Raw genomic sequence first — 24303 nt, 5'->3', positions numbered from 1 at the left:
CATGAAAAAGCCCCGCATCTCTCGATGCGGGGCTTTTTCATTCAACGCCGGATCAGTTGGCCGTTACGACCGCCTGACCACTCAACGCCAGGTCCAGCAGTTCGCGGTTGGCGACCGCGTACATGGCGTAGTCCGTGCCACTGGCGGCACGGATGTCCACCAGCATGGCACGCCAGCGCTCGACCATGTCGTGATGCTGCTCCAGCCACAGCGCCAGGCGTGTTTCCACCTCCTGGGTACCGTCGCCCTGCTGCAGGACCGAAATGGTGATCGCCCGTTGCTGCCAGTCGACGTCATCACGGAACGCTTCACGGGCCAGGGCCTGCCAGTTGTTTTCCACCGGCAGCGCGCTGATCTGTTGCAAGTACCAGGTGATGTCCAGGGCACTGCCTACGGCGAAGTAAGCCTTGGCCACATCGGCGGCGTTCTGGCCGGTGACATCGGACGCCTCGATGATCGGCAGCAAGGTATACAGGTGCGTAGTGCCTGCAACCATGCGCGCCAGCAGTTCCGGCACGCCGGCTGCTACGTAGGCCTGGTAGCGGGTCTGCCAGCCTTCACGGGTCGGGCCTTCCAGCAGTTCGTCGAGCTTGAGGCCCAACGCCGCCAGGTGCGGACCGAAGTGAGCCACGTCACGGGCAGCGTTCTGCTCGTTGCGGCGGCTGCGCAGGAACCAGCGCGTCGCACGACGACCCAGGCGCATCAGCTCGTCCATCAGCTCCAGTTGCACGTCAGCCGACACCTGGTGATCCAGGGCTTCAATCTGACGGAACCAGTGCGGGAGATGGAAGATGTCCCGCACGATCACGTAAGCGCCCGCCACGTTCGCCGGGCTCATGCCGGTGGACTCTTTGAGCCGTTGAACGAAGGTGATGCCCATGTGGTTGACCAGGTCGTTGGCGATCTGGGTGCTGACGATCTCGCGCTTGAGGCGATGGCGACGCATGGCTTCGGAGAACTTGCTCACCAGAGTCGGCGGGAACGCGGTCTCCATGTCACGGGTCAGGTAATCGTCATCCGGCACCTGGGAGTTGAGCAGCGCTTCCTTGAGGTCGATCTTGCTGTAGGAGATCAGCACCGACAGTTCGGCACGGGTCAGGCCTTGGCCCGCCGCGACGCGTTCGGCCAGTTGTTCTTCGGCCGGCAGGAACTCGATGGCGCGATCCAGCTTGCCTCGTGCCTCCAGATCGTTCATCAGGCGCTTGTACTCGGCAATGCGCACGAATGCCCGGCGTGCCGCCAGGGACAGGGCCTGGGTCTGCTTGTAGTTGTTGCCCAACACCAGGCCACCGACTTCGTCGGTCATGCTGCCAAGCAACTGGTTACGTTGCTTCTCGGTCATGTCGCCGGCCTGCACCACTTCGTTGAGCAGGATCTTGATGTTCACTTCGTGGTCGGAGCAGTCCACACCACCGGCGTTGTCGATGAAGTCGGTGTTGGTGGCGCCGCCATGCAGGCCGAACTCGACACGACCCAGTTGAGTCATGCCCAGGTTGCCACCCTCGCCCACCACCTTGCAGCGCAGTTCGTTGCCGTTCACGCGCAGCGCATCGTTGGCCTTGTCGCCCACGTCGGCGTGGCTTTCGCTGCTGGCCTTGACGTACGTGCCGATACCGCCGTTCCACAACAGATCCACCGGCGCCTTAAGCAAGGCATTGAGCAGCTCGGTCGGGGTCAGTTTGTCGGCCTTGATGTCGAAGCGTTCTTTCATCTGTGGCGAGATGGCGATGCTCTTGGCGCTGCGCGAGAAGATACCGCCGCCTTCGGACATGATGCTGGTGTCGTAGTCGGTCCAGGCCGAACGCGGCAAGTCGAACAGACGCTGGCGCTCGGCGAAGCTGCTGGCAGGCGTAGGGTTCGGGTCGATGAAGATGTGCAGGTGGTTGAAGGCTGCCACCAGCTGCAACTTGTCAGACATCAACAGGCCGTTACCGAACACGTCGCCGGCCATGTCGCCAACGCCCACCACGGTGATGCTGTCTTCCTGGACATTGATACCGCGTTCACGGAAGTGACGCTGTACGCCGACCCACGCGCCCTTGGCGGTGATGCCCATTTTCTTGTGGTCGTAGCCAGCCGAACCACCGGAAGCGAACGCATCGCCAAGCCAGAAGCCGTAGTCGATGGCGATGCCGTTGGCGATGTCGGAGAAGGTCGCAGTGCCCTTGTCCGCAGCCACTACCAGGTACGGGTCATCGTCGTCATGACGCACGACATTGGTCGGCGGAACCAGTACGCCTTCCTTGAGGTTGTCGGTGATGTCCAGCAGGCCGGAGATGAAGATGCGATAGCACGCCACGCCTTCGGCGGCGATCTCGTCCCGGCCACCGCCCAACGGCAGGCGTCGCGGCAGGAAACCGCCTTTGGCGCCCACCGGCACGATCACCGAGTTCTTCACTTGCTGGGCCTTGACCAGACCCAGCACTTCGGTACGGTAGTCTTCTTCACGGTCGGACCAGCGCAGGCCACCGCGAGCAACGTTACCGAAGCGCAGGTGCACGCCCTCGACCCGAGGCGAATACACGAAGATCTCGAACTTGGGCACCGGTTTCGGCAGTTCCGGGATCAGGTGCGGGTTGAACTTGAAGCTGAAGTAGGACTTGTTCTGGCCATTGGCATCGGCCTGGTAGAAGTTGGTCCGCAAGGTGGCCTTGATCAGGTCCAGGTAGCGACGCAGGATGCGGTCTTCGTTGAGCACCTGGACATCGTCCAGCGCCGTGAGGATCGCCTGTTCCAGACGCAACTGCTTGTCTTCCAGGTCGTCGCCGCTGAGTTTGCGCGCCAGGTAGAAGCGGGTCTTGAACAACCGGGTCAGTTCGCGAGCGATGTCGGTGTGGTTGTTCAGGGTGCTGGCGATGTATCCCAGGTCGAAGCCCAGGCGGATCTGCTTCAGGTAACGGGCGTAGGCACGCAGCAGCGCCACGTCGCGCCATGGCAGGCCGGCAGTCAGCACCAGGCGGTTGAATGCATCGTTCTCGGCATCGCCGCGCACAATGTGGACGAAGGCGTCCTGCAAGGTGTCGTTGAGCTGCTGGATGTCCAGGTCCAGGCCTTCGGCGGCGGTGAACGCGAAATCATGAATCCAGAACTCGCGGCCATTGGTGTGGCGCAGGCGATACGGGAACTCGCCCAACACGCGCAGGCCGAGGTTCTCCAGGATAGGCAACACATCGGACAATGCCAGCGGCGTGTCGGCGTGATACAGCTTGCAGTGCAGCTCGCGCTGGCCGGAAACCTGGCCCAGCGGCTGGTAGAAGCTCATGACCAGCGGATTTTTTTCGTTCAGGCTCAGCAGATGCTGCATGTCGACCACGGCCGAATGCGCGGCAAAACGCTCGCGGTAGCCTGCGGGGAAGCCTTTCGGGAAGTCGGACAGCACATTGGTGCCCTGGGCTTCGCCGAAGCTTTCGATCACCAGGCTGGCGTAATCGTCCTTCCAGCTACGGCAGGCCTGCACCACTTCTTTTTCCAGCAAGACCGGGTCGATGTCGAGACGATTCTTCGGGTCCACCCGCAGGATCAGCTGTACACGGGCCAGCACGGATTCGGAGAAGAACGTCCAGAACTCGCAGTCCGAGGCTTTCAGACGCTCCATCAGCACTTGCTGGATCTTCTGGCGCACTTCGGTGGAATAGATGTCGCGCGGCACATAGGCCAGGCAGTAGCAGAAACGGCCATACGGGTCTTTACGCAGGAATACGCGGATCTTGTTGCGTTCCTGGATCTGCACGATGGACATCACGGTGCTGAACAGCTCGTCCACCGGGGTCTGGAACAGATCGTCACGGGGCAGCACTTCGACCACCTGGGCCAGTTCCTTGCCCAGGTGCGCCTTGGCCTGGAAGCCCGAGCGACGTTCGATTTCCTCGACCTTGCGACGGATGTAAGGGATCACGCGCACGCTTTCGCCATACACCGACGAGGTGTACAAGCCCATGAAGCGGCATTCCTTGATGACCTTGCCATCGGCGTCGATCTCACGGATCGACACGTAGTCCGGGTAAGCCGGACGGTGTACGCGGCTTGGGTGTGCAGCCTTGGCGAACGACAGCGGAGTCGGTTCGCGCAGGTAGTTGACGGCGTAGTCTTCAATGCGCAGGTCATCGACCGTGAGGCCGGCACGCAGCAGTTTAGTCAGGCCGAGGAACGAATCGGCGTCGTATTCGATATGGCCGCCATCGGCGTCATCACGAACCACGAATTCTTCATAGCCCAGGAAGGTGAAGTGGTTACCCACCAGCCATTCCAGGAAACTCTTGATTTCACCTTTTTCGTCGGCATCGATAGCGTAGGCGCTGCTGTCCAGACTCGACAGAATATCCTGGACCTTGGCTTTCATCGGTTCGAAATCAGCCACCGCCACGCGCACTTCGCCCAGCACCTGCTCAAGTTCCTTGCTCAGGACGTTGAGTTCGGCGGCGTTGGCGCAGCGGTCGATTTCAAGGTACATCAGCGATTCTTGGAGGATGCCATCGCCTTGGGTGCCTTTGGGCAGGATTTCCAGCAACTCGCCCTTGTTGCCGCGACGCACGCTCAGCACGGTGGTTTGCAGGGTATGGATGCTGTAACCGCGACGGTTCAGTTCGGTGCGGACCGAATCCACCAGAAATGGCAGGTCGTGGTGCAATACTTCCACCGCCGTATGGGTCGACTGCCAGCCGTGGCGTTCGTAATCCGGGTTGTAGACGCGGACCTGCGGCTGCGTGTGATCGAAGCGCTCAAGCAGGCGCCAGGCAGACAGGGTGCAGCCGGCGAGGTCGGACAACCGGCGCTGGGTAAGTTCATCGAGGGAAATGATGCCGAAGAATTGTTCAGCGAACAGCGCCACTTGTGGCAGTGCCTGTTCACTGATGTGCTGCGCCAGTGCCGCTTGCAGTTGATGCTGGAAGTCGGCTTTGCTGGCTGCGGTGAAGAACGCCATCTGTGGTACTCCGCTTGGGCTTGTTATTGATGGAAGCGTCGCGTGCAGCCCTTTTTCAGGGCTGTCGGCCATCCTGTTCCTGATTCTCGGGCAGAGGAAACAGGACGACAGGTGGGTGAAGCTGGACAGGACCGGCAGGTCACATCCTTTTCCATGTAATTTCCATGTAATGGACACCTGCAAAAAGCCCTCGTGGTGCCCTTTGCAGGTGTACATCCGCCGTGCAGCTTAACGAGTGCGACAATGTGCCTGCTTGCAGCGCTGCGACATATTCGGTCAACGGCAAGCTAAACAGCCGGTTTGCATCGAACAACCGTAGCAGCCCCACGACCAAAACGGCACCTTGCGGTGTGAAATTGCACGCAGTTTTTTGCGTGTGACTGCAGTAATCCAGCAGAAAATTACACGGGCTGGCAAAATCCACTTTATTTGCGCCCAGCAAGGCTCATCGAGCCAGGAGCCATCACCATGCAAATGACCACCGCCCTTCTGATCGCCAACCCGTGCGACGACGAAGAAGACAACATGGCCATGTTGTGCTGCCACAGCGCCCAGGGCGAAATGTTCCTGATGACCCGCTACCCCGACGAAGACGAACTGGAAATCGCCCTGGATGGAGAGCCTTCGACGCTGGAGGGCGTCAAGGTCACTCTCAGCCCGACCCTGCTGAAAATCGAAATTGCTGCCTCGGATGCCGATGTGTTGAATGGGGATGATGTGCTGGAGATCACCCACGACACCGACGCGGCGGACCTGGCGGAAGTGGAACTGACGCTGCAGAACATCCTCAAGGGGACGGGCACCTATATAAGCCAGCTCTGATTCCAAAGGCGACCGCGCGCCCTGTGGCGAGGGAGCCTGGTAGGAGCTGTGTAGGAGCTGTCGAGTGCAACGAGGCTGCGATCTTTCCCCAGCCACTTGGGTCTCAAGCGAAAGATCAAAAGATCAAAAGATCGCAGCCTCGCTTCGCTCGACAGCTCCTACACGGCGCCTACAACCCAGAGTGGGTAAGTGAGGGCCCTATCGCGAGCAAGCTCAGCTCCCAAACCGATCACAAATCCGCACACCAAACAAAATCCCGTTAGTCGCCACCCCCCGCCATGCATTAAAGTAACGCCCCCAGCTCCGACGTTATCCGAACGCCTGGGCCACCCTTTCCAGGAACAGTCACCGATGGAACATCGTGAAGCGCTGCTGGCGCTGCGAACCTTTCTTTCAACGCAGATCCTCGGCCAGGAAAAACTCATCGAGCGTCTGCTCATCGCCCTGCTCGCTGACGGCCACATGCTGGTGGAAGGCGCGCCGGGGCTGGCCAAGACCAAGGCCATCAAAGAACTGGCCGAGGGCATTGAGGCGCAGTTCCATCGCATTCAGTTCACCCCCGACCTGCTGCCCGCCGACATTACCGGCACGGAAATCTACCGCCCGGAAACCGGTAGTTTTGTGTTCCAGCAGGGACCTATCTTCCACAACCTGGTGCTGGCGGACGAAATCAACCGTGCCCCGGCCAAGGTCCAGTCGGCCTTGCTCGAAGCAATGGCCGAGCGCCAGGTCAGCGTCGGGCGCAGCACCTATGAGCTGTCGCCGCTGTTTTTGGTGATGGCCACGCAAAACCCGATCGAGCAGGAAGGCACCTACCCGCTGCCCGAAGCCCAGCTCGACCGGTTCCTGATGCACGTCAAGATCGGTTTTCCCGATGCGGCGGTGGAACGGCGCATTCTGCAGCAGGCCCGGGGTGAGGCGCTGAATGGCGAAACCAAGCCCGAGCGCCGCGTGAGCCAGCAGGCCATTTTCTCCGCACGCAAGGAGATCCTCGGGTTGTACATGGCCGACGCCGTGGAGGAATACCTGGTGCAACTGGTCATGGCCACCCGTACGCCGGCCAAATTCGACCCGGAAATGGCCGAATGGATCGCCTACGGCGCCAGCCCGCGAGGCTCCATTGCCCTGGACCGGTGCGCCCGTGCCCACGCCTGGCTCGCCGGCCGCGACTTCGTCAGCCCCGAAGACATCCAGGCCGTGCTGTTTGACGTGCTGCGCCACCGCATCATCCTGTCGTTCGAAGCCGAAGCTGCCGGCATTGACCAGGACCGCGTCGTGCAGCGGATTCTCGACGTCGTCGCCGTCGCTTGAGTAGCCAGCCATGAACAACCCACTGGCGCCCGTCCCGGGCATCCGCGTCAGCCTTTCGGAGCTGATCGAGATGCGCCATCGCGTGCGTGAAGTGCAGTTGTTCTCGACGCCAGGCCAGCGCAGTCCGCTGATCGGTCTGCATCACTCCAAGCTGCGCGGGCGCGGCGTGGATTTCGATCAGGTGCGGGTCTATCAGGCCGGCGACGATGTACGCACCATCGACTGGCGCGTGACCGCCCGAACCCAGGAGCCCCACACCAAGCTGTTTCATGAGGAGCGGGAACGACCGATCTTCATCATGATCGAGCAAAGCCATCGGCTGTTCTTCGGCTCGGGGCTGGTGTTCAAGTCGGTGCTCGCGGCCCAGGCCGCCAGCCTGATCGGCTGGGCCGCCCTGGGGCACAACGACCGGGTCGGCGGGCTGGTGTTCGGAGATAACACCCATTACGAGGTCAAGCCCAGGCGCAGCAAACAGAGCCTTCTGCAACTGCTTAACCGCCTGGTGCGGGTCAATCAGTCGCTGCATACCGAGGGCGAAGCGGACCGCGATTCGTTCGGCAACGCCTTGCGCCGGGCCCGGGAAGTGTTGCGTCCTGGCAGCCTGGTGATCGTGATTTGCGATGAGCGCGCGCTGTCCGACAGCGCCGAGCAACAGTTGAGCCTGCTGTCACGCCATTGCGACCTGTTGCTGTTGCCGCTTTCGGATCCGCTGGATCACGCCCTGCCCGCCGCCGGATTGCTGCGTTTCGCCCAGCGCGGTGCGCAGTTGGAGCTCGACACCCTGAATTTCGAACTGCGCCAGACCTATCGGGCCCAGGCCGAGGCCCGCCAGGAGCGCTGGGAATTGCTGGCCCAGAAGCTGCGGATTCTGCTGATGCCCCTGAGCACCCAGGGCGACATGGTCGAACAACTACGCGAATACCTGAACCCCAAGCGGTCGGGGAAGAGCCGATGAGCAGTCTCGATCAACTGCAACCACTGATCACGCCGCCACCCATCGGTTTCTGGCCCCCTGCGCCGGGCTGGTGGCTGCTGCTGGTCCTGTTGCCGTTGCTGGGTCTTGGACTGTGGCAATTGCGCCGGTTCCTTCCCGCCAAGCGCTCCACCGTGCGCGCCGAGCAGCCCCTGGACCCTGCGCGCCTGGCCGCTCTGGCGGAACTCGCCCAGTTCCCCAAACCCTACGATGGCGCCCCTGCCGGCGCCTGGCTGCAACAACTCAACGGGCTGCTCAAGCGCCTGTGTCGCAACCACTACCCGTACAGCCAGAGCCACACCCTCAACGGACGTAAATGGCTGGCTTTCCTGGATAACCGCTGCCCGGCGGCAGGCCTGACCCGTTGGATGGTGCTGGTGGAAGGCGCCTACAAACCCGAATGCAAGCTCGATGACAAAGCCATTGCCGGCCTGACCCACGCCGTCGAAATCTGGATTCGCAAACATGTTTGAGTTCGCCTGGCCGTGGATTTTCGCGCTGTTGCCGCTGCCCTGGCTGATGCGTCTGGTGCTGCCGGCGGCCGACAGTGGCGAGCCGGCCCTCAGGGTCAGTTTCCTGGGCGATCTCGAAGGTCTCGTGGGGCGCCGGGCCCGAAGCAATCTGCCGACCTGGCGTCAGCAGGCGCCCTTCATCCTGCTCTGGCTGCTATTGCTGATTGCCGCAGCCCGCCCGCAATGGTTGGGCGAGCCGTTGCCGATTGCTGCCAGCGGCCGAGACCTGTTGGTGGCGGTAGATGTTTCGGGGTCCATGGACTTTCCCGATATGCGCTGGCAAGACGAGGACATCAGTCGTCTCGCGCTGGTCCAGCATCTGCTGGGAGATTTTCTCGAGAGCCGCGAAGGTGATCGGGTCGGCCTGATCCTGTTCGGCAGCCAAGCCTACCTGCAGGCGCCGCTGACCTTCGACCGGCGCACCGTGCGGCTCTGGCTGGATGAAGCGCGCATCGGCATCGCCGGCAAGAACACCGCTATCGGCGACGCCATCGGCCTGGCGCTCAAGCGTCTGCGTCAACGTCCGGCAAACAGCCGTGTGCTGATCCTGGTGACCGACGGGGCCAACAACGGCGGGGAAATCGACCCGCTGACCGCCGCCCGGCTGGCCGCTGAAGAAGGCGTGAAAATCTACCCGATCGGCATTGGCGCCGATCCGGAAGAAAGTGGCACGGCAGGGTTTGTCGGGGTCAACCCGAGCCTGGACCTCGACGAAGCGACACTCAGGGAAATTGCCCAAGCCACGGGCGGCCAGTATTTCCGCGCCCAGGACGGTCAACAGTTACTGGCGATCAAGACCACCCTCGATCAGCTCGAACCGGTGACCCAGCAACCGACCCAAGCGCGCCCCGCCCAGGCACTTTACCAATGGCCCCTGGCCGTTGCGCTGCTGCTGAGCGTTTTGCTGGTAGCCCGGGAACGCTGGCCGGACAACCCTTTGCAGCGCCTGTTCACCCAGCCCTTGTTCCAACCGGCAGAACATTCCGAGTGGCGCCGGCGACTCAAGCGCATGCGCCTGGGGAAACGCCGATGATCGCTCTCTGGCCACACTGGCTGCGTCCCTGGTTTCTGTTGCTGCTGCCTGTGTTGGGCTGGCTGCTGTGGCAGCTGTGGCACCGGCAGAAACGCGTGGGCCGCTGGCAAATGATTCTGCCGCCGGCGTTTCATGCCGTGCTACTCAGTGGCGGCAGCGGCCGCGAAAGCAAGCTCCCGTGGGTTGCCCTCGGCCTGGGCTGGTTATTGGTAGTGCTCGCGCTACTGGGCCCCAGTTGGGCACGGGTCGAACAGACCAGCCAAAAACCTGCCGATCCGCTGGTGGTGGTGCTGGAGCTGACTCCGCAAATGCTCGCCGCCGACGTCCCGCCCACGCGTCTGGAGCAAGCCCGACGCAAAGTGCTGGACTTGCTGCATAGCCGCAGCGACGCCCAGACGGCAATCATCGTCTATTCCGGCAGTGCCCATACGCTGGTGCCGCTGTCCGACGACCTGTCCACCAGCGCCAACCTCCTGGAGGCACTCACCCCCTCGATCATGCCCCAAAACGGCCATCGCGCCGACCTGGCGGTCAACAAGGCCAAGGCCCTGTTAAATCAGAGCGGGCTCGGCCACGGTCGGATTCTGCTGATTGGTTCGTCGTTGAACGACCAGGAACGCGAGCATATCCGCCAGATCCTCGATGGATCTGCCACGCAATTACTGATGCTCGGCATCGGGACACGCGAAGGCGCCCCGGTAACCCAGGAAGATGGCAGTTACCTCAAGGATGCCCAGGGCGCGATTCTGGTACCGCGCCTGGACAGCCCGAGTCTCAAGTCCTTCCTCAATGAGCTGGACGGTCGCTATCGCCCGGCGCGCCTGGACGATAGCGACCTGCGCGGCCTCGGGCTGCTGGACGGTCCTCGCCATTTGCGCAGCGACGGTCAGACGTTGCGCCTGGATACCTGGGCGGACCATGGCTACTGGCTGCTTCTGCCGCTGTTGCTGCTGGCCGCCTGCGCGGGACGTCGTGGCTGGCTGTTCTGCCTGCCGTGGGTGTTCATGTTGCCGCAGACCGGTCATGCCTTCGAACTCCAGGACCTGTGGCTGCGCCCCGATCAACAGGGCCAGCACCTGCTCAAGCAGAAGCGTCCGGCCGAGGCCGCCGCCCACTTCGAGGACCACCAATGGCAAGGTGTGGCCCTGTATGAAGCCGGTGACTACAGCGAAGCCGCCCGCCGCTTTGCCGAGGGCAACGACGCCCGCGCCCACTACAATCGCGGCAACGCCTTGGCCAAAAGCGGCGAACTGGACGCCGCGCTGGATGCGTACGAGCAAGCCCTGGAATTGCAGCCGGACCTGCGTCCCGCCCAAACCAACAAAGCGCTGGTGCAGAGCCTGCTCAAAGAGCAGGCGGCAAAACCTGCCGAACCTGAGCCTAGTGAAAGTGAGCAGCCAGGGCCCGCCGAGCAATCACCGAACGCCAATGCCCAGGTACAAAGTTCTGCGCCGGGACAGCCCTCCCCCGAAGCGACCGCGACACCGGAACAATCCCAGGGCCCCCAGGCACCGGCACCGCCCGGCGCCCAGGATGTGCCGGGCAGTGAACTGCCCGATGAGCGGACCACGACCCCACCGCTGCGTCCCGCGGCCGGCCAGCGCAATGACGAAGAACAGCGCCAGGCACTGGAACAATGGCTGCGCCAGATCCCGGATAATCCGGGCGAACTGCTCAGACGTAAATTCTGGTATGAACAGCAAAGCCATCAGGCCCAGGGAAAAACCCCATGACCCGCTTCACCGCCTACCTCCTCGTCTTGCTGCTCTGGGCCTCTGGAACCCAGGCTGCACAGCTGACTGCCAGTGCGGACCGCAGCCGCCTGAACTCTGGGGAAACGGTGGAACTGACCCTGGAATCCAATGACGCCACACTGTTCGGCAAACCCGACCTGAGCCCGCTCCAGGCGCTGTTCGAAGTGCGCGGCACCCGCCAGGTCAACCAACTGACGACGCTTGACGGCGAGAATCGCGCCACCACCCGCTGGATCGTCACCCTGCTGCCGCGCCAGAGTGGCACCGTGGTCATTCCGCCCCTGCAATTGGGCGAAGTGACGAGCCAGCCCATCAGCCTGCAAGTGATCGAAAGCGAAACGCGCAATGAGCCAGGCAAACTGGCCCCGGTGTTCATCGAGGCCAGCCTCGACCAGACCCAGGTCTATGTGCAGGCACAGGCGATCCTGACCTTGCGCATCTACCATTCGGTGTCGCTGTACGACGACAGCAGCCTGACGCCGCTGCACATCCCCGATGCCCGCACCGAACAACTGGGCGAATCGCGCACCTACGAAAAGGTCATCAACAACTTACGCCACGGCGTGATCGAACTGCGCTATGGCATCTACCCCCAGCGCAGCGGCGAACTGACGATCCCGGCCCAGACCTTCAGCGCCACCCTGGTCGAGCCGGTGGCCCAGGGAGCTGCCCCGTCGGGGCCCAACCCCGGCCAGTTGATACGTGTCAGCTCCGAGCCACTGCGCCTGACCGTCAACCCCAAGCCCGCCAGTTACCCGGCTGATGTGCCCTGGCTGCCGGCACGCAGCCTTTCCTTGAGCGAAAGCTGGAGCCCGGAACCGACCCACAGCCAGGTGGGTGACTCCCTGACCCGCAGCCTGACCCTGGAAGCCGAGGGCCTGGCCAGCGCCCAGATCCCCCCCCTGCCGGCCACTGAAATCAGTGGCCTGCGGCGCTACCCCGACCAACCGGTACTCAGCAGTCGCAGCAGTGAGCGCGGTTTGGTCGGCAGCCGTGAAGACCGCGAGGCCCTGGTGCCCAACCGCAGTGGCACCATTGAACTGCCGCCGGTGGAAGTGGTTTGGTGGAACACCCTGGAGGACCACCTGGACCGCACCAGTCTTCCAGCGCGGACCCTGCAAGTGGCGAACAACCCGAGCCTTATGGTGGACACGCCAACAAGCACACCTCAGATCGTGACAATCGTCGACAGCGACACCTTGTGGTATTGGCAATTGAGCACGTTCATCCTGGCCTGCACCACGCTACTGGGCCTGGGCCTGTGGTGGCGCGCCCGTTCGCAGCCGGCGATCCTGCGCGCGACCCAGGCCGGGCCGAGCCCGCGGACCTTGCTGGACGACCTCAAGCGTGCCTGCCTGGCCAACGACTCCCACGCTACACGCCAGGCGCTGGACGCCTGGGCTCGCCAGCAACCGGAAACCCTGGCCGACATGGCCGCGCGCTTCGTGCCCCTGTCCGACGCCCTGGACGGCCTCAACGGCGCGCTCTACAGCGAAACGGGTCAGTATTGGCAAGGCGAAGATTTATGGCGGGCCATTCGTACCATTCCCGCTGCGGAAGGCTTCCAGGACCCGGCCAGCGACAGTGGCTTGCCGCCGCTCTACCCCAAATAACCCCCTTTGCGGGACATAGAGCATCTGTGGCGAGGGGATTTATCCCCGTGGGGCTGCAACGCAGCCCTGAAACCCGACATTTCGATCAGCTTGGTTGATTGAGTTCGCTTCATGGGGCTGCTTCACGCAGCCCAGCGGGGATAAATCCCCTCGCCACAGGATTGGTGCCAACTCATTTGTAGAGGTTGTCCGGGTTCTCCGCCCTGTTTCCCAGTAAACTCTGCTTCTTTTAGCCGCCCATCTTTCCGCGGCCATCACCTGTTTTCTGGAGTTCCCCTTGCGTCTGTTCCACACCTCCGACTGGCACCTTGGGCAAAACCTGCACGGTCAGGAACGCGATTTCGAACACGCCTGTTTCCTTGACTGGCTGCTGCGTCAGTTGACCAGCGAAAAGCCCGACGTGCTGCTGATTGCCGGTGATATCTTCGACACGGTGAACCCGCCGGTCAAAGCCCAGGAGCGGCTGTACGATTTCATCGTCAGTGCCCATGAACAAAACGCCAATCTGACCATTGTGATGATCGCCGGCAACCACGACTCCGGCTCGCGCATCGAACTGCCGGCGCCGCTGATGCGCCGGTTGCGCACGCATGCCCTGGGCCGGGTGTTGTGGCTGGACGACGGGCAACTGGACGTCGAGCGCCTACTGCTGCCGCTGCCCGATGCCAAGGGCAAGGTCAAGGCCTGGTGCCTGGCCCTGCCGTTCCTGCGGCCTGCCGAGGTGACCGGCGCACAACTGGGTGACGACTACCTGCGCGGCATCGGTCAGGTCCATGAATGGCTGATCGCTGCCGCCAACGACAAACGCAAGAAGGGCCAGGCGCTGATCGCCATCAGCCATGCGCACATGGCCGGCGGCTCGGTGTCCGAGGATTCTGAGCGCAGCCTGATCATCGGCAACGCCGAAGCCCTGCCCGCCAGCCTGTTCGGTCCGAGCATCAGCTACGTCGCCCTCGGCCATTTGCACAAGCCGCAAAAGGTCAACGGCGAAGAGCGCATCCGCTACAGCGGCTCGCCGATTCCATTGTCGTTTTCGGAGATCGGTTATCAGCATCAGATTCTCGATATCACCCTGGACGGCGAAACCCTGGTCAAGGTCGAGCCACGGCTGATTCCCCGGGCCGTCAATCTGCAGCGCCTGGGCCCGGCCCCCCTGGCCGATATTCTTGTGCAACTCAAGGACCTGCCGGACATCGACCTGTTGGCCGATGTCCAGCGCCAACCCTGGCTGGAGGTGCGGGTGCGCCTCGATGAGCCACAGCCGGACCTGCGCCATCAAGTGGAAACCGCCCTGCAAGGCAAAGCCGTGCGCCTGGTGCGCATCGCCGCCGAATACGCCGGCAACGGCGGCAGCGCAAACGCCGATGATGGCGCCGCCCTGGTCGAACTGGATCAGCTGAGCCCACAGGAGTTGTTCAGCCGCGCCTGGCAGGACAGCTACGGCAACGAAGTGGACGAACAGACCCTCAAGGATTTTGCCGTGCTGCTGCAAGACGTGCAGATGGAGGGCGAGCAACCATGAAAATTCTCGCGATCCGTCTCAAGAACCTCGCGTCCCTGGCCGGACCTTTTGAAATAGACTTCACCGCCGAACCGCTTGCCAGTGCCGGTCTGTTCGCCATCACCGGCCCCACGGGTGCAGGCAAGAGCACTCTGCTCGATGCCTTGTGCCTGGCGCTGTTCGGCGCCGTGCCGCGCCTCAACAACACCGGGCGCGACGCCAAGGTGCCGGACGCCGACGGTGAAATCGCCACGGGCGACCCGCGTACGCTGTTGCGCCGTGGTACCGGCGATGGTTACGCCGAAGTGGATTTTCGCGGCATCGACGGTCGTCGCTACCGGGCGCGCTGGGAAGCCAATCGCGCCCGGGAAAAGGCCGGTGGCAAGCTGCAAGCCAGTCGCCAGAGCCTGCGGGATCTGGACAACGATCAGTTGCTGGCGAGTCAGAAAGGCGAATACAAAACCCAGCTCGAAGCCGCCCTGGGCCTGAACTTTGAACAGTTCACCCGTGCCGTGTTGCTGGCCCAGAGCGAGTTCAGTGCATTCCTCAAGGCCGATGACAACGACCGCAGCGAACTGCTGGAAAAGCTCACCGATACAGCCCTGTATACCCGACTGGGCCGGCGAGCCTTCGACAAGGCCAAGCAAGCCAAAGAGTCCCACAAGCAATTGCAGGACCAGGCCACCGGCGTCACACCGCTGGCCCCCGAGGCCCGCGCCGAACTGGACCAGCGCTTCAACGAAGCCCAGCACCAGCTCAAGGCCCACCAGGCGCAACTCAAGCAACTGGAGCAACAACACACCTGGCTCAAGGAACTGCGCCAGTTGCAAGAGCAACAGGCCAGCGCCGCCGAGCAACTGCAACAAGCCCAGGCCGACTGGAACGCCCTGGCCGACGAACGCCTGAAGCTGACCCGCCTGGAACAACTCGCGCCGCAACGGCATCAGTTCATCCGCCAGACGGAGCTGACCCGGCAGCTCGAACCCCTGGCGGTACAGGTCCAGCAGCTCACCCAGCAACAGATCGATCTGCATGAACGCCAGGCCGAGCTGGAGAAAGGCCTGGGCGTTGCGCAACTGGCGCTGACCGCAGCCCGACAACAAAGCACCGACAGCGCCCCCTTGCTGCGCCAGGCCTTTGAAGAACAAGGCACCCTCGCCCGCCTCGACAGGGAGGCTCGCCAAAGCGCCGAACGCCAGGAGCAGGCACAACACGCCTGTAGCGAAGGCCAGCGCACCCTCGACACTCTGCTTGAGCAGCAAAAGCAGGTGGCCGGGCGCTTGCAGAGAATCGCCGGAGAGCTTGAACAAAGCACCCACCTGGCGCCGTTGAGCGACGCCTGGCAGGCCTATCGTGATCGCCTCCAACAGCTGATGCTGATCGGCAACCGCCTGAACCAGGGGCAGGTCGAACTCGCCACCCTGGAGCAAAATGCCACCCACGCCGCCGAGCACCTGGCAACCCACCGGCAAAACCTCGAAGTGCTCTACAAGGAAGCCGACGCCGAGCCGCAAGCGGTGGCCGAGCAGATCCAGTTGCTCGCTAATCTGCTGCAAGACAATCGCAAGCAACTGCGTGCATTCGAGGATCTGACGCGGCTCTGGGCCAGCCAGCAAGAACTGGACAAACGAGGTGCCGAGCTTGAACAGCGCCAGCAACAGGCGTTGCAGGAACGCGACCGTCTAGTGCGCGAAGGCAGCGAAGCCAAGGCCGAACTTGCGATTGCCGAACAGACCCTGAGCGTCACCCGGCAACTGCTGGAGCGTCAGCGTCTGGCCCGCAGCGAAAGCGTGGAACAACTGCGTGAACAGCTCAAGGATGACCAGCCATGCCCAGTGTGTGGCAGCGTCGAGCATCCTTACCATCAGCCCGAAGCCTTGCTGCAAAGCCTGGGGCGTTTTGATGAAACCGAAGAGGCCAATGCGCGCAAAGCCGTCGAGTCGCTCCATGAAAAAGTCATCGACCTGCGCGCGCAATACAGCGGCGTCATCGCCCAGCTCAAAGAACTCAAGCAGCAACAGGAACAGCTCGCCAGCCAGTATCAAAGCCTGGCGCCCAGCCTTGAAGGCCATCCGCTCTCGGCGCAACTGCTGGCCCAGGATGCAGCCAAACGCGACGCCTGGCTGGACCAGCAAAACAGTCAGCTCAACCTGCGTATCAGCCAGGACGAACAACGCCAGACCGCCCTGCTGACCCTGCAACAGGACGCCGCGCGCCTGGCGCAGCAATTGCGCGAGGCTGAAACTGCGCATCAGCAGGCATCACTGCACCTGAACAATCAACAGCAGGAGCTGGCCCGGGATCGCCAGCGCCTGGACGAGGAACTGAGCCACTTCAGTGCGTTGTTGCCGGCAGACACGTTACAGGCCCTGCGCACCGAGCCCGCCGCGACCTTCATGCAACTTGACCAGCAGATCGCTCAACGCCTGGCGCACCTGGAACAGCAACGTGACGAACTCAGTGAGCAGCTTCAGCGTCAGCAGACCCTGGAGAAAGAACAGGATCGCCAGCAAACCCGCCTCCAGCAGTTGGAGTTGGCGCAACGGCAACTGAGCGCCCTGACTGAACAACAGCAGGCCTGCCAGCAACGGCTCAAGCAATTGCTGGGCGAACACATCAGCGCCGAACAGTGGCAGCAGCAACTCGACCAGGCTCTGGAACAGGCCCACAGCGCCGAAACAACGGCCAATCAACAACTGCAAGCGCTACGCCACAACCTCGTGGAACTGGCCGCCGAACTCAAAGCCCGCCAGGAACAGGCCCAAGCGCTGGACACCGAACACACGGCACTGGCCGCCGGCATCGCACAATGGCGCGCCTGCCACCCGGAACTGGATGATGCGTCTCTGGCCGCCTTGCTTGACTTGGACGAGCAAAGCGTCGGCCAACTGCGCCAGCAACTGCTCAACAGCGAAAAAGCCATTGAGCAGGCCCGCGTGCTGCTCACTGAACGCGAGCAGCGCCTGCAACACCATCAGGCCCAGCACAACGGCAACCTGGAATCTGAACAACTGGCCCAGGCCCTCACCGAACTGCAAACCCAATTTACCGCCAGCGAGCAACGCTGCGCCGAACTACGCGCCGAACAGGCCGAAGACCAGCGCAGGCAGAACGCCAACCAAGCCTTGGCCCAGCAGATCGAACAGGCTTATACCGAGTACCAGCGCTGGGCACGGCTCGATGCGCTGATCGGTTCGGCCACCGGCGACCGCTTCCGCAAGTTGGCGCAGGCGTACAACCTCGATTTGCTGGTGCATCACGCCAACGTGCAGCTACGACAATTGGTGCGCCGCTACCGGCTCAAACGCGGTGGCAGCATGTTGGGGCTGCTGGTGATGGACACGGAGATGGGCGATGAGCTGCGTTCGGTGCATTCGTTGTCCGGCGGTGAAACCTTCCTGGTTTCCCTGGCCTTGGCGCTGGGCCTGGCCTCGATGGCTTCCAGCACGCTGAAAATCGAGTCGCTGTTCATTGACGAAGGCTTTGGCAGCCTGGATCCCGAGTCCCTGCAACTGGCCATGGATGCCCTCGACGGTTTGCAAGCCCAAGGACGCAAGGTTGCGGTGATTTCCCACGTGCAGGAAATGCACGAGCGGATCCCGGTGCAGATCCAGGTTCGTCGTCAAGGTAATGGTCTGAGTACCGTGGAGGTGAAATGAACCGCGCCACGCTCTACTCCTTCCGGCGTTGTCCCTACGCGATGCGAGCGCGCATGGCGTTGCGCTACAGCGCGGTCGAATTGAACATTGTCGAAGTCAGCCTCAAGGCCAAGCCGCCCGAGATGCTGGCGCTTTCCAGCAAGGGCACGGTGCCGGTGTTGCAGGTCGATGGCGAGGTGATCGATGAAAGCCTGGAGATCATGCGCTGGGCCCTCGCGCAGCATGATCCGGATAATTGGCGGTTGCTCGGCAACCTCGAAGGCCAGGCGTTGACGGCCGCGTTGATCGAGGAAAACGACCAGGTCTTCAAGCTTCATCTGAACCGCTACAAATACCCCGAGCGCTATCCTGAGTACCCCTTGGAGCATTATCGGGCCGAGGGCGAGGTCTTCCTGCGCAGACTGGAAGCATTGCTTGAAGCCCGAGCATTTCTGGCAGCGGCTCACCAGAGCCTGGCCGACGTGGCGCTGATGCCGTTCGTGCGGCAGTTTGCTCATGTCGACCGCGAATGGTTTGCCGCAGCGCCCTACCCTCGCCTACAGCGTTGGTTGCAAGGCTTGCTGGATTGCGAGTTGTTCGTGGCGATCATGGCCAAGCAATCACCCCACCCGTGAACAGCTTTTGTGGCTTGCTTCAGGCAGCCACGCTGCACATGCGCACCACTGCACAGTCGATCTGAAAAGGCCCGAAGACGGCAACCCTGGGCTTGACCGGCGGATTCCCCACCAACGCCCCCAAGGCCTTGGCAGTCAGGATGTTGTGAGCGATGTTGTGGTTGCACTCGATGGTCCGCGCCAGAGATCCCGCCGAGGCTTGCCCCAGACCCAGCAATGAAAAACCATTGGTGATGAACGTCAGGAATGCGATCACCCAAAACTTGCTTCTGTTCATGCGCCGACCGCCCCTTTTGCTGCGCCATGCTCGAGCGCCGCGTGGGCAACCGGGGGACCATAATGAACAGAAGGCCGGGCGGCCTGGAGGGAGGTTTGGGCAGAGCCTTGGTATTGGGCACCAAGGCTGACCACCAACACCATCGCCACGTAAAGGCCGATGGCAATGTACGCGCCGTGTCTGGCAGAAGAAAGGATAGTGCTGGCCATGGGGTTCTCCGTGGGCATGTTTCAGTGCCCACAGAATCAATCAACTAAACCGATTTTAATAGCGATCAATACGCATAGTGTCTATCAGTTTTATTGATTACTCACCCAAACAGATCAGTCTTCAAGCAAGCTCAATAATCGCTCACGCGCCACTTCCGGCTCGCCGGGGGTCGGCTGGGCGGCCGAAACAATGGGGGTGGAATAGAGGAACAGCAGCATCATTGCCAGACGCATCGCCATAGTGTCGATCTCTTGTTGGAGAAGGAGTCAATTTACTAGCGTCAAATTTAAACACATGGCCAAGTGATATTACAGCGGGTTTTTCGTAGGAGCAGGCAAAGCCTGCGATTTTTTCTCTTTTCAAAGATGAAAAGATCGCAGGCTTCAGTTCTCAGCGCGGTTCAGTGTTGGGTCTTGTGGTCCAGGGCGGCGTAGAAGTTGGCGCTCTGTTGCAGGTATTTTTCGGTGTAGCTCTGGGTGCGGTTTTTCTTGTTGCTGATTTCAATGCTGGCACTGGCGGGCAGCGCCACGGTAGCGGAGATAGCGGAAGCAGCGATCACAGAAAAGAGATTCAGATTCATGTCGGTAGTCCTCGGATTCAGTTGGCTTATCTGCCCGGTTGGGCCGTGAAGCAAACTTACGCGCCGAGGCGTCCCGCTTTGAAATGCTTTGCAACACTAGCGAATATCAGTCTTGTTGATACAGCGACGCAGGCCCCGAAAATCGGGGCCTGCGCTTTACTGAGGGGCCATGAACTTCAAGTCGCTCGGTGCATCCATCGCCAACTTCTGCACGGTTTTGCCCAGCAGGCCGGTCTTGGCGTCACGCTCGACAACCACGATCTGGTTGCTCTTCTGATTGGCGATCAGCAGGAATTTTCCGCTCGGATCGAGGCTGAATTCCCGCGGGTGATCCCCCTCCACGGAGCGGCGCTGAAGCTCTTTCAGCGTGCCGGCCGCCGGGTCGATGGCGAACACCAGCACTTCGTTGGTGGTGCCACGATTGCTGACGTACAGGAACTTGCCATCCTTGGAGGCATGCAGCGCTGCCGCCGCCCTGCCGGGCTGTGGTTTACCCGCTGCCAGGTCGACCAGTTGCCGCCGGCTCAAACGCCCATCCTGATAGTCGAACACCGCCACCTGGGCAGTCATCTCCATCGTCAACCACGCATGCTTGCCGTCGCCACTGAACAGCAAATGACGTGGCCCACTTCCCGGCGGCAGTTGCACGAATGCCGGCTCGGCGGCGGTCAATGGCAGCTCGGGATTAGCCTGCGGGTCATATCGATAGACAAATACCTTGTCCGCCCCCAGGTCGCTGGCGAACACGTATTTACCATCGGGCGAAGACACGGCCGAGTGCACATGAGCGGACATCTGCCGCTCGGGATTGACCCGGCTCGGTTGATGGCTGCTCAGTTGCACCACCGGCGACAGCTTACCGTCGGCGCCCACCGGCAACGCCGCCAGGGTGCCGCCCGGGTCTTCCACCACCGAATAGTTGCTGACCAGCAGATGTCGACCATCACCGCTGAGGCTGGAATGGGTCGGCTCGTTGCCCAGGGACTGCACCTGGTTGATCAGGCTCAGTTCATGGGTTTCCGGGTCAATGGCGTAGCTGCTGACCTTGCCCACCGGGTCTTTTTGCCCTGGCCCGTTTTCATTCACCACGAACAGCCGGCTCATGTCCTTGGAAAGGGTCAGCCACGATGGGTTGTCGGTCTTGATCACTTGCAACGGCTGGGCATCGAGCTGGCCGCTGCGGCTGTCGAACTGCAGGCGGTAGATGCCCTGGCTCTGGCCGGCGGTATAGGACCCCACCAACAGTTGATGGCGCTCATCGGTCTCTGCCTGGACGCCCATGGCGCCCACGCTGCCGGCCATCAACAAGGGCCAGAAACTACGCATCCTCATGTTCGTCGTCCTCATCGTCGTGGCCGCTCGTCGCTTCCACGCACTCCAGATGGTGGTCACCCGAATCACTGGTGATGATCCAGTGTTTCGAGGCCTTGTCGAACGTCGCGGCCTCCATCTGCGCAGGCGTGAAGCGCCAATGCTCGAGGGTGCGACCGTTCATGCACTCGACGTGCAACTGGTCTTGTTCGTCGAGGGAAAAGTCGAATGCGTGCAGCCCGTCGATGATCAGCATGTCGCAGGATTCGAGGGCGTGCAGCAGGGTGTCGGTCAAGGCAGTCATGGTGATCAGTCGGTCGTTGGGAAAGTTGTCATGATAACCCAATGGGCGAGTCGGCCTTGGGCCAAAAGGTTCGAAAGCACTGTCGACTGCCAGATCGCATCGCGAGCAGGCTCGCTCCCACAATTGGATTTGCAGCAAACACACATCTTGTATTTACCACCCATCCACTGTGGGAGCGAGCCTGCTCGCGATGGCGGCAGCCCGTTGAACCTCAATGCAACTGCCTTACTGCGATCAGAGCGCCTCGCGCCCCGGCACCCCATCGACCAACCGCTGAATGCCCAACGGATTGGCGTTTTTCAACGGCTCGGGCAACAGGCTGTCGGGGTAGTTCTGGAAGCACACCGGGCGCAGGAAACGATCGATCGCCAGCGTACCTACCGAAGTCCCACGGGCATCGGAAGTCGCCGGGTAAGGCCCGCCATGGACCATCGAGTCGCAGACCTCGACGCCGGTTGGATAACCGTTGAGCAGGATGCGGCCAACCTTTTGTTCCAGCAGCGGCGTCAATTCGCTGAACCGTTCGAAATCCGCCGGCTCGCCAATCATCGTCGCGGTCAGTTGACCGTGCAGGCCTTTCAGCGCAGCGCTGAGTTGCGCCTGGTCCGCCACTTCGACAAACACTGTGGTTGGGCCGAACACTTCTTCCTGCAACGCCTCGTCACCGTTGATCAACAAGCTGGCATCAGCCTTGAACAACTGCGGCTGGGCCTGGTTGCCCTGCTGCTCGCGCCCGGCCAGGTGCTCAATACCTGGGTGAGCCAGCAGCTTCTGCAGGCCCTTGCCATAGCTTTGCAGCGTGCCGGCGTTGAGCATGGTCTGGGGCGCCTGGTCGCCGATCAACGCGGCCACTTGCTGGGTGAAGGCGGTAAATTGCGGCGAACGAATGCCGATCACCAGGCCAGGATTGGTGCAGAACTGACCACAGCCCTGCACCACCGAGGCGGTCAAGTCACGCGCAACGTTCTCGGCACGGGTCTCCAACGCTTGCGGCAAGACGATCACCGGGTTGATGCTCGACATCTCGGCAAACACCGGGATCGGCTGCGCACGTGCGGCCGCCATGTCGCACAGGGCCCGGCCGCCCTTGAGGGAACCGGTGAAGCCCACGGCCTGGATCGCCGGGTGCTTGACCAGCCACTCACCGACACCACCACCGTAGATCATGTTGAACACACCGGCCGGCATCGCGGTTTTTTCCGCCGCACGGATGATCGCATCGGCCACGTGCTCGGCGGTCGCCATGTGACCGCTGTGGGCCTTGAACACCACCGGGCAACCGGCGGCCAGAGCCGACGCGGTGTCACCACCGGCCGTGGAAAACGCCAGGGGAAAGTTACTGGCGCCGAACACCGCCACCGGCCCCAGGCCGATGCGATACTGACGCAGGTCCGGACGTGGCAACGGCGTGCGTTCCGGCAAGGCGCGGTCGATGCGCGCACCGTAGAAATCGCCACGACGCAGAACCTTGGCGAACAGGCGCATCTGGCCGCTGGTACGACCGCGCTCGCCCTGGATCCGTGCCGCCGGCAGCGCGGTTTCACGGCAGACCACGGCCACGAACTCATCGCCCAGGGCATCCAGTTCATCGGCAATGGCCTCGAGGAACTCGGCCCGGCGCACCGCGCTCAGGCTCCGGTAGGCCGGATAAGCCGCAGCCGCGGCCTTGGCGGCGGCGTCGACTTCTTCTGCCGTCGCCTGGATGAAATCATGGGGCAAGGCCTCGCCCGAGCTGGCGTCGACGCTTTGCAGGCGGGTCTGGCCGGCCGCGCTGCGCGCCCCGCCGATGTAGTTGTGGCCAAGGATCTGGTTCATCGCAAGTCTCCTTTTAAAGTGTGCCGATAGTACCCGGGTTGAACACCGCGTCTACCGGGGCAATGCCATTGACCAGCGGCGCGCCGAATTCAGCCTGGCTGATTTCGAACACATCCCCCGGCTGGGTGCGGATGCCGTCGGCGAACGACAGGGTCGCGGTGCCGAAGAAATGAACGTGCACGTCCCCCGGGCGCAGGAACTGACTGTACTTGAAGTGATGGAACTCCAGGTTTTCGAGGCTGTGGCACATGTTGGCCTCGCCGCTGAGGAACTCGTTCTGCCACAGCACTTCGCCGTTGCGCAGGATACGACTGGTCCCGGAAAGATGTTGAGGCAGTTCACCCACGCGAAGTTCCGGACCAAAACTGCAGCTGCGCAATTTCGAGTGGGCCAGGTACAAGTAATTCTTGCGTTCCATGACGTGGTCGGAGAACTCGTTGCCCACCGCGAAGCCCAGGCGATAGGGCTTGCCGTCGTGGCCGATGACATACAGCCCGCTGATTTCAGGCTCTTCGCCGGCGTCTTCGGCAAAGGGCGGCAGCGGGAACGGATGGCCAGGACGGACCACAATGCTGCCGTCGCCCTTGTAGAACCACTCGGGCTGCACGCCAGCCTGTCCGGCCTGGGGCTTACCGCCCTCCACGCCCCATTTGAAAATGCGCATGGTGTCGGTCATGGCGCTTTCGTCGCCAGCTTGCTGGTGCATCTTGTCCCGGGCCGAGGCACTGCCCAGGTGGGTCAGGCCGGTGCCGCTGACCAACACGTGCGCCGGATCCGGGTGATCCAGCGGAGGCAGGATGCGCAGTTCACTGAGTAACCGGGTGTAGTCATGACCGGCGCCCAGGCCCAGGCTGTTGACTTGTTGCTCAAGCTTCACGCCCGCCTCGATGGCCGCCAGCGCCAGGTCGCGCACGCTACCGGAGCCCTGCACTTCCCGCACCTGGTCGCCGTCGACCACACCGACCCGGCGTTCGCCGTTAGGCAATTCGAACTGAACTAAACGCATGGAATTTCTCCTGTGAAACAAAACATGAATATGCAGTGAACTGTCAGGCCCTATTGCCAGCTTTTGTGGCGAGGGAGCTTGCTCCCG

At 62.2% G+C, this 24303-nt stretch carries 19 protein-coding genes; 10 read left to right on the top strand and 9 right to left on the bottom strand.

What is annotated here, in order from left to right:
• Positions 1-52 precede the first annotated feature (52 nt).
• The gene (locus HU811_RS11660; protein ID WP_186655989.1) at positions 53-4921 is read right to left on the bottom strand and encodes an NAD-glutamate dehydrogenase; all 4869 of its coding nucleotides are present in this window, start codon (positions 4919-4921) and stop codon (positions 53-55) included.
• Between the two features lie 468 nt (positions 4922-5389).
• Between HU811_RS11660 and HU811_RS11655 the strand changes: the two genes are divergently transcribed.
• From HU811_RS11655 to HU811_RS11610, 10 genes are all read left to right on the top strand, one after another.
• Positions 5390-5743, top strand: coding sequence for a hypothetical protein (locus HU811_RS11655; protein WP_092453768.1), 354 nt, complete (start codon positions 5390-5392; stop codon positions 5741-5743).
• A 351-nt stretch (positions 5744-6094) separates the two neighbouring features.
• Complete coding sequence (locus tag HU811_RS11650; RefSeq protein ID WP_025213310.1) at positions 6095-7054, top strand: AAA family ATPase; 960 nt, start codon at positions 6095-6097, stop codon at positions 7052-7054.
• A gap of 10 nt (positions 7055-7064) precedes the next feature.
• Positions 7065-8009, top strand: a complete 945-nt coding sequence (locus tag HU811_RS11645) for a DUF58 domain-containing protein (protein WP_092398512.1) — start codon at positions 7065-7067, stop codon at positions 8007-8009.
• Positions 8006-8500, top strand: coding sequence for a DUF4381 domain-containing protein (locus HU811_RS11640; protein WP_186655986.1), 495 nt, complete (start codon positions 8006-8008; stop codon positions 8498-8500). The genes HU811_RS11645 and HU811_RS11640 overlap by 4 nt, the downstream gene beginning before the upstream one ends.
• Positions 8493-9572: a vWA domain-containing protein gene (locus HU811_RS11635; RefSeq protein ID WP_092398516.1), complete on the top strand. Its 1080-nt coding sequence runs from the start codon at positions 8493-8495 to the stop codon at positions 9570-9572. The genes HU811_RS11640 and HU811_RS11635 overlap by 8 nt, the downstream gene beginning before the upstream one ends.
• On the top strand, positions 9569-11305 hold the full coding sequence (locus HU811_RS11630) for a tetratricopeptide repeat protein (RefSeq protein ID WP_186655983.1): 1737 nt from the start codon (positions 9569-9571) through the stop codon (positions 11303-11305). The genes HU811_RS11635 and HU811_RS11630 overlap by 4 nt, the downstream gene beginning before the upstream one ends.
• Positions 11302-12939: a BatD family protein gene (locus HU811_RS11625; protein ID WP_186655981.1), complete on the top strand. Its 1638-nt coding sequence runs from the start codon at positions 11302-11304 to the stop codon at positions 12937-12939. The genes HU811_RS11630 and HU811_RS11625 overlap by 4 nt, the downstream gene beginning before the upstream one ends.
• Positions 12940-13216: 277 nt before the next feature.
• Complete coding sequence (locus HU811_RS11620) at positions 13217-14461, top strand: exonuclease SbcCD subunit D C-terminal domain-containing protein (RefSeq protein WP_186655979.1); 1245 nt, start codon at positions 13217-13219, stop codon at positions 14459-14461.
• Complete coding sequence (locus HU811_RS11615; RefSeq protein WP_186655977.1) at positions 14458-18099, top strand: AAA family ATPase; 3642 nt, start codon at positions 14458-14460, stop codon at positions 18097-18099. The genes HU811_RS11620 and HU811_RS11615 overlap by 4 nt, the downstream gene beginning before the upstream one ends.
• Positions 18096-18713, top strand: a complete 618-nt coding sequence (locus HU811_RS11610) for a glutathione S-transferase (RefSeq protein WP_186655975.1) — start codon at positions 18096-18098, stop codon at positions 18711-18713. Before HU811_RS11615 ends, HU811_RS11610 begins: the two co-directional genes overlap by 4 nt.
• A 19-nt stretch (positions 18714-18732) precedes the next feature.
• On the opposite strand, the gene HU811_RS11605 is transcribed toward HU811_RS11610, so the two are convergent.
• The 8 genes from HU811_RS11605 to araD1 form a co-directional block, all read right to left on the bottom strand.
• Complete coding sequence (locus HU811_RS11605; RefSeq protein WP_186655973.1) at positions 18733-18990, bottom strand: hypothetical protein; 258 nt, start codon at positions 18988-18990, stop codon at positions 18733-18735.
• Positions 18987-19199 carry a hypothetical protein gene (locus tag HU811_RS11600; RefSeq protein WP_186655971.1) on the bottom strand — a complete coding sequence of 71 codons (213 nt, stop codon included), beginning with the start codon at positions 19197-19199 and terminating at the stop codon, positions 18987-18989. The genes HU811_RS11605 and HU811_RS11600 overlap by 4 nt, the downstream gene beginning before the upstream one ends.
• Positions 19200-19313: 114 nt before the next feature.
• Positions 19314-19439: a hypothetical protein gene (locus tag HU811_RS27580; protein WP_256244135.1), complete on the bottom strand. Its 126-nt coding sequence runs from the start codon at positions 19437-19439 to the stop codon at positions 19314-19316.
• Between the two features lie 161 nt (positions 19440-19600).
• On the bottom strand, positions 19601-19780 hold the full coding sequence (locus HU811_RS11595) for a hypothetical protein (RefSeq protein ID WP_092398532.1): 180 nt from the start codon (positions 19778-19780) through the stop codon (positions 19601-19603).
• Between the two features lie 156 nt (positions 19781-19936).
• Positions 19937-21112 (bottom strand): lactonase family protein, encoded by a 1176-nt coding sequence (locus HU811_RS11590; RefSeq protein ID WP_186655969.1) that lies wholly within the window; start codon positions 21110-21112, stop codon positions 19937-19939.
• Positions 21099-21395 carry a DUF5629 family protein gene (locus tag HU811_RS11585; protein ID WP_186655966.1) on the bottom strand — a complete coding sequence of 99 codons (297 nt, stop codon included), beginning with the start codon at positions 21393-21395 and terminating at the stop codon, positions 21099-21101. The genes HU811_RS11590 and HU811_RS11585 overlap by 14 nt, the downstream gene beginning before the upstream one ends.
• A 234-nt stretch (positions 21396-21629) precedes the next feature.
• The gene (locus tag HU811_RS11580) at positions 21630-23210 is read right to left on the bottom strand and encodes an aldehyde dehydrogenase (NADP(+)) (protein WP_186655963.1); all 1581 of its coding nucleotides are present in this window, start codon (positions 23208-23210) and stop codon (positions 21630-21632) included.
• Positions 23211-23223: 13 nt separating this feature from the next.
• Positions 23224-24216, bottom strand: a complete 993-nt coding sequence (araD1, locus tag HU811_RS11575; protein WP_186655960.1) for an AraD1 family protein — start codon at positions 24214-24216, stop codon at positions 23224-23226.
• Positions 24217-24303 lie beyond the last annotated feature (87 nt).

Origin of the sequence: Pseudomonas tehranensis (assembly GCF_014268615.1) — a bacterium.
Lineage (GTDB): Bacteria > Pseudomonadota > Gammaproteobacteria > Pseudomonadales > Pseudomonadaceae > Aquipseudomonas > Aquipseudomonas tehranensis.
This window is presented reverse-complemented; position numbering and strand designations above follow the sequence as displayed.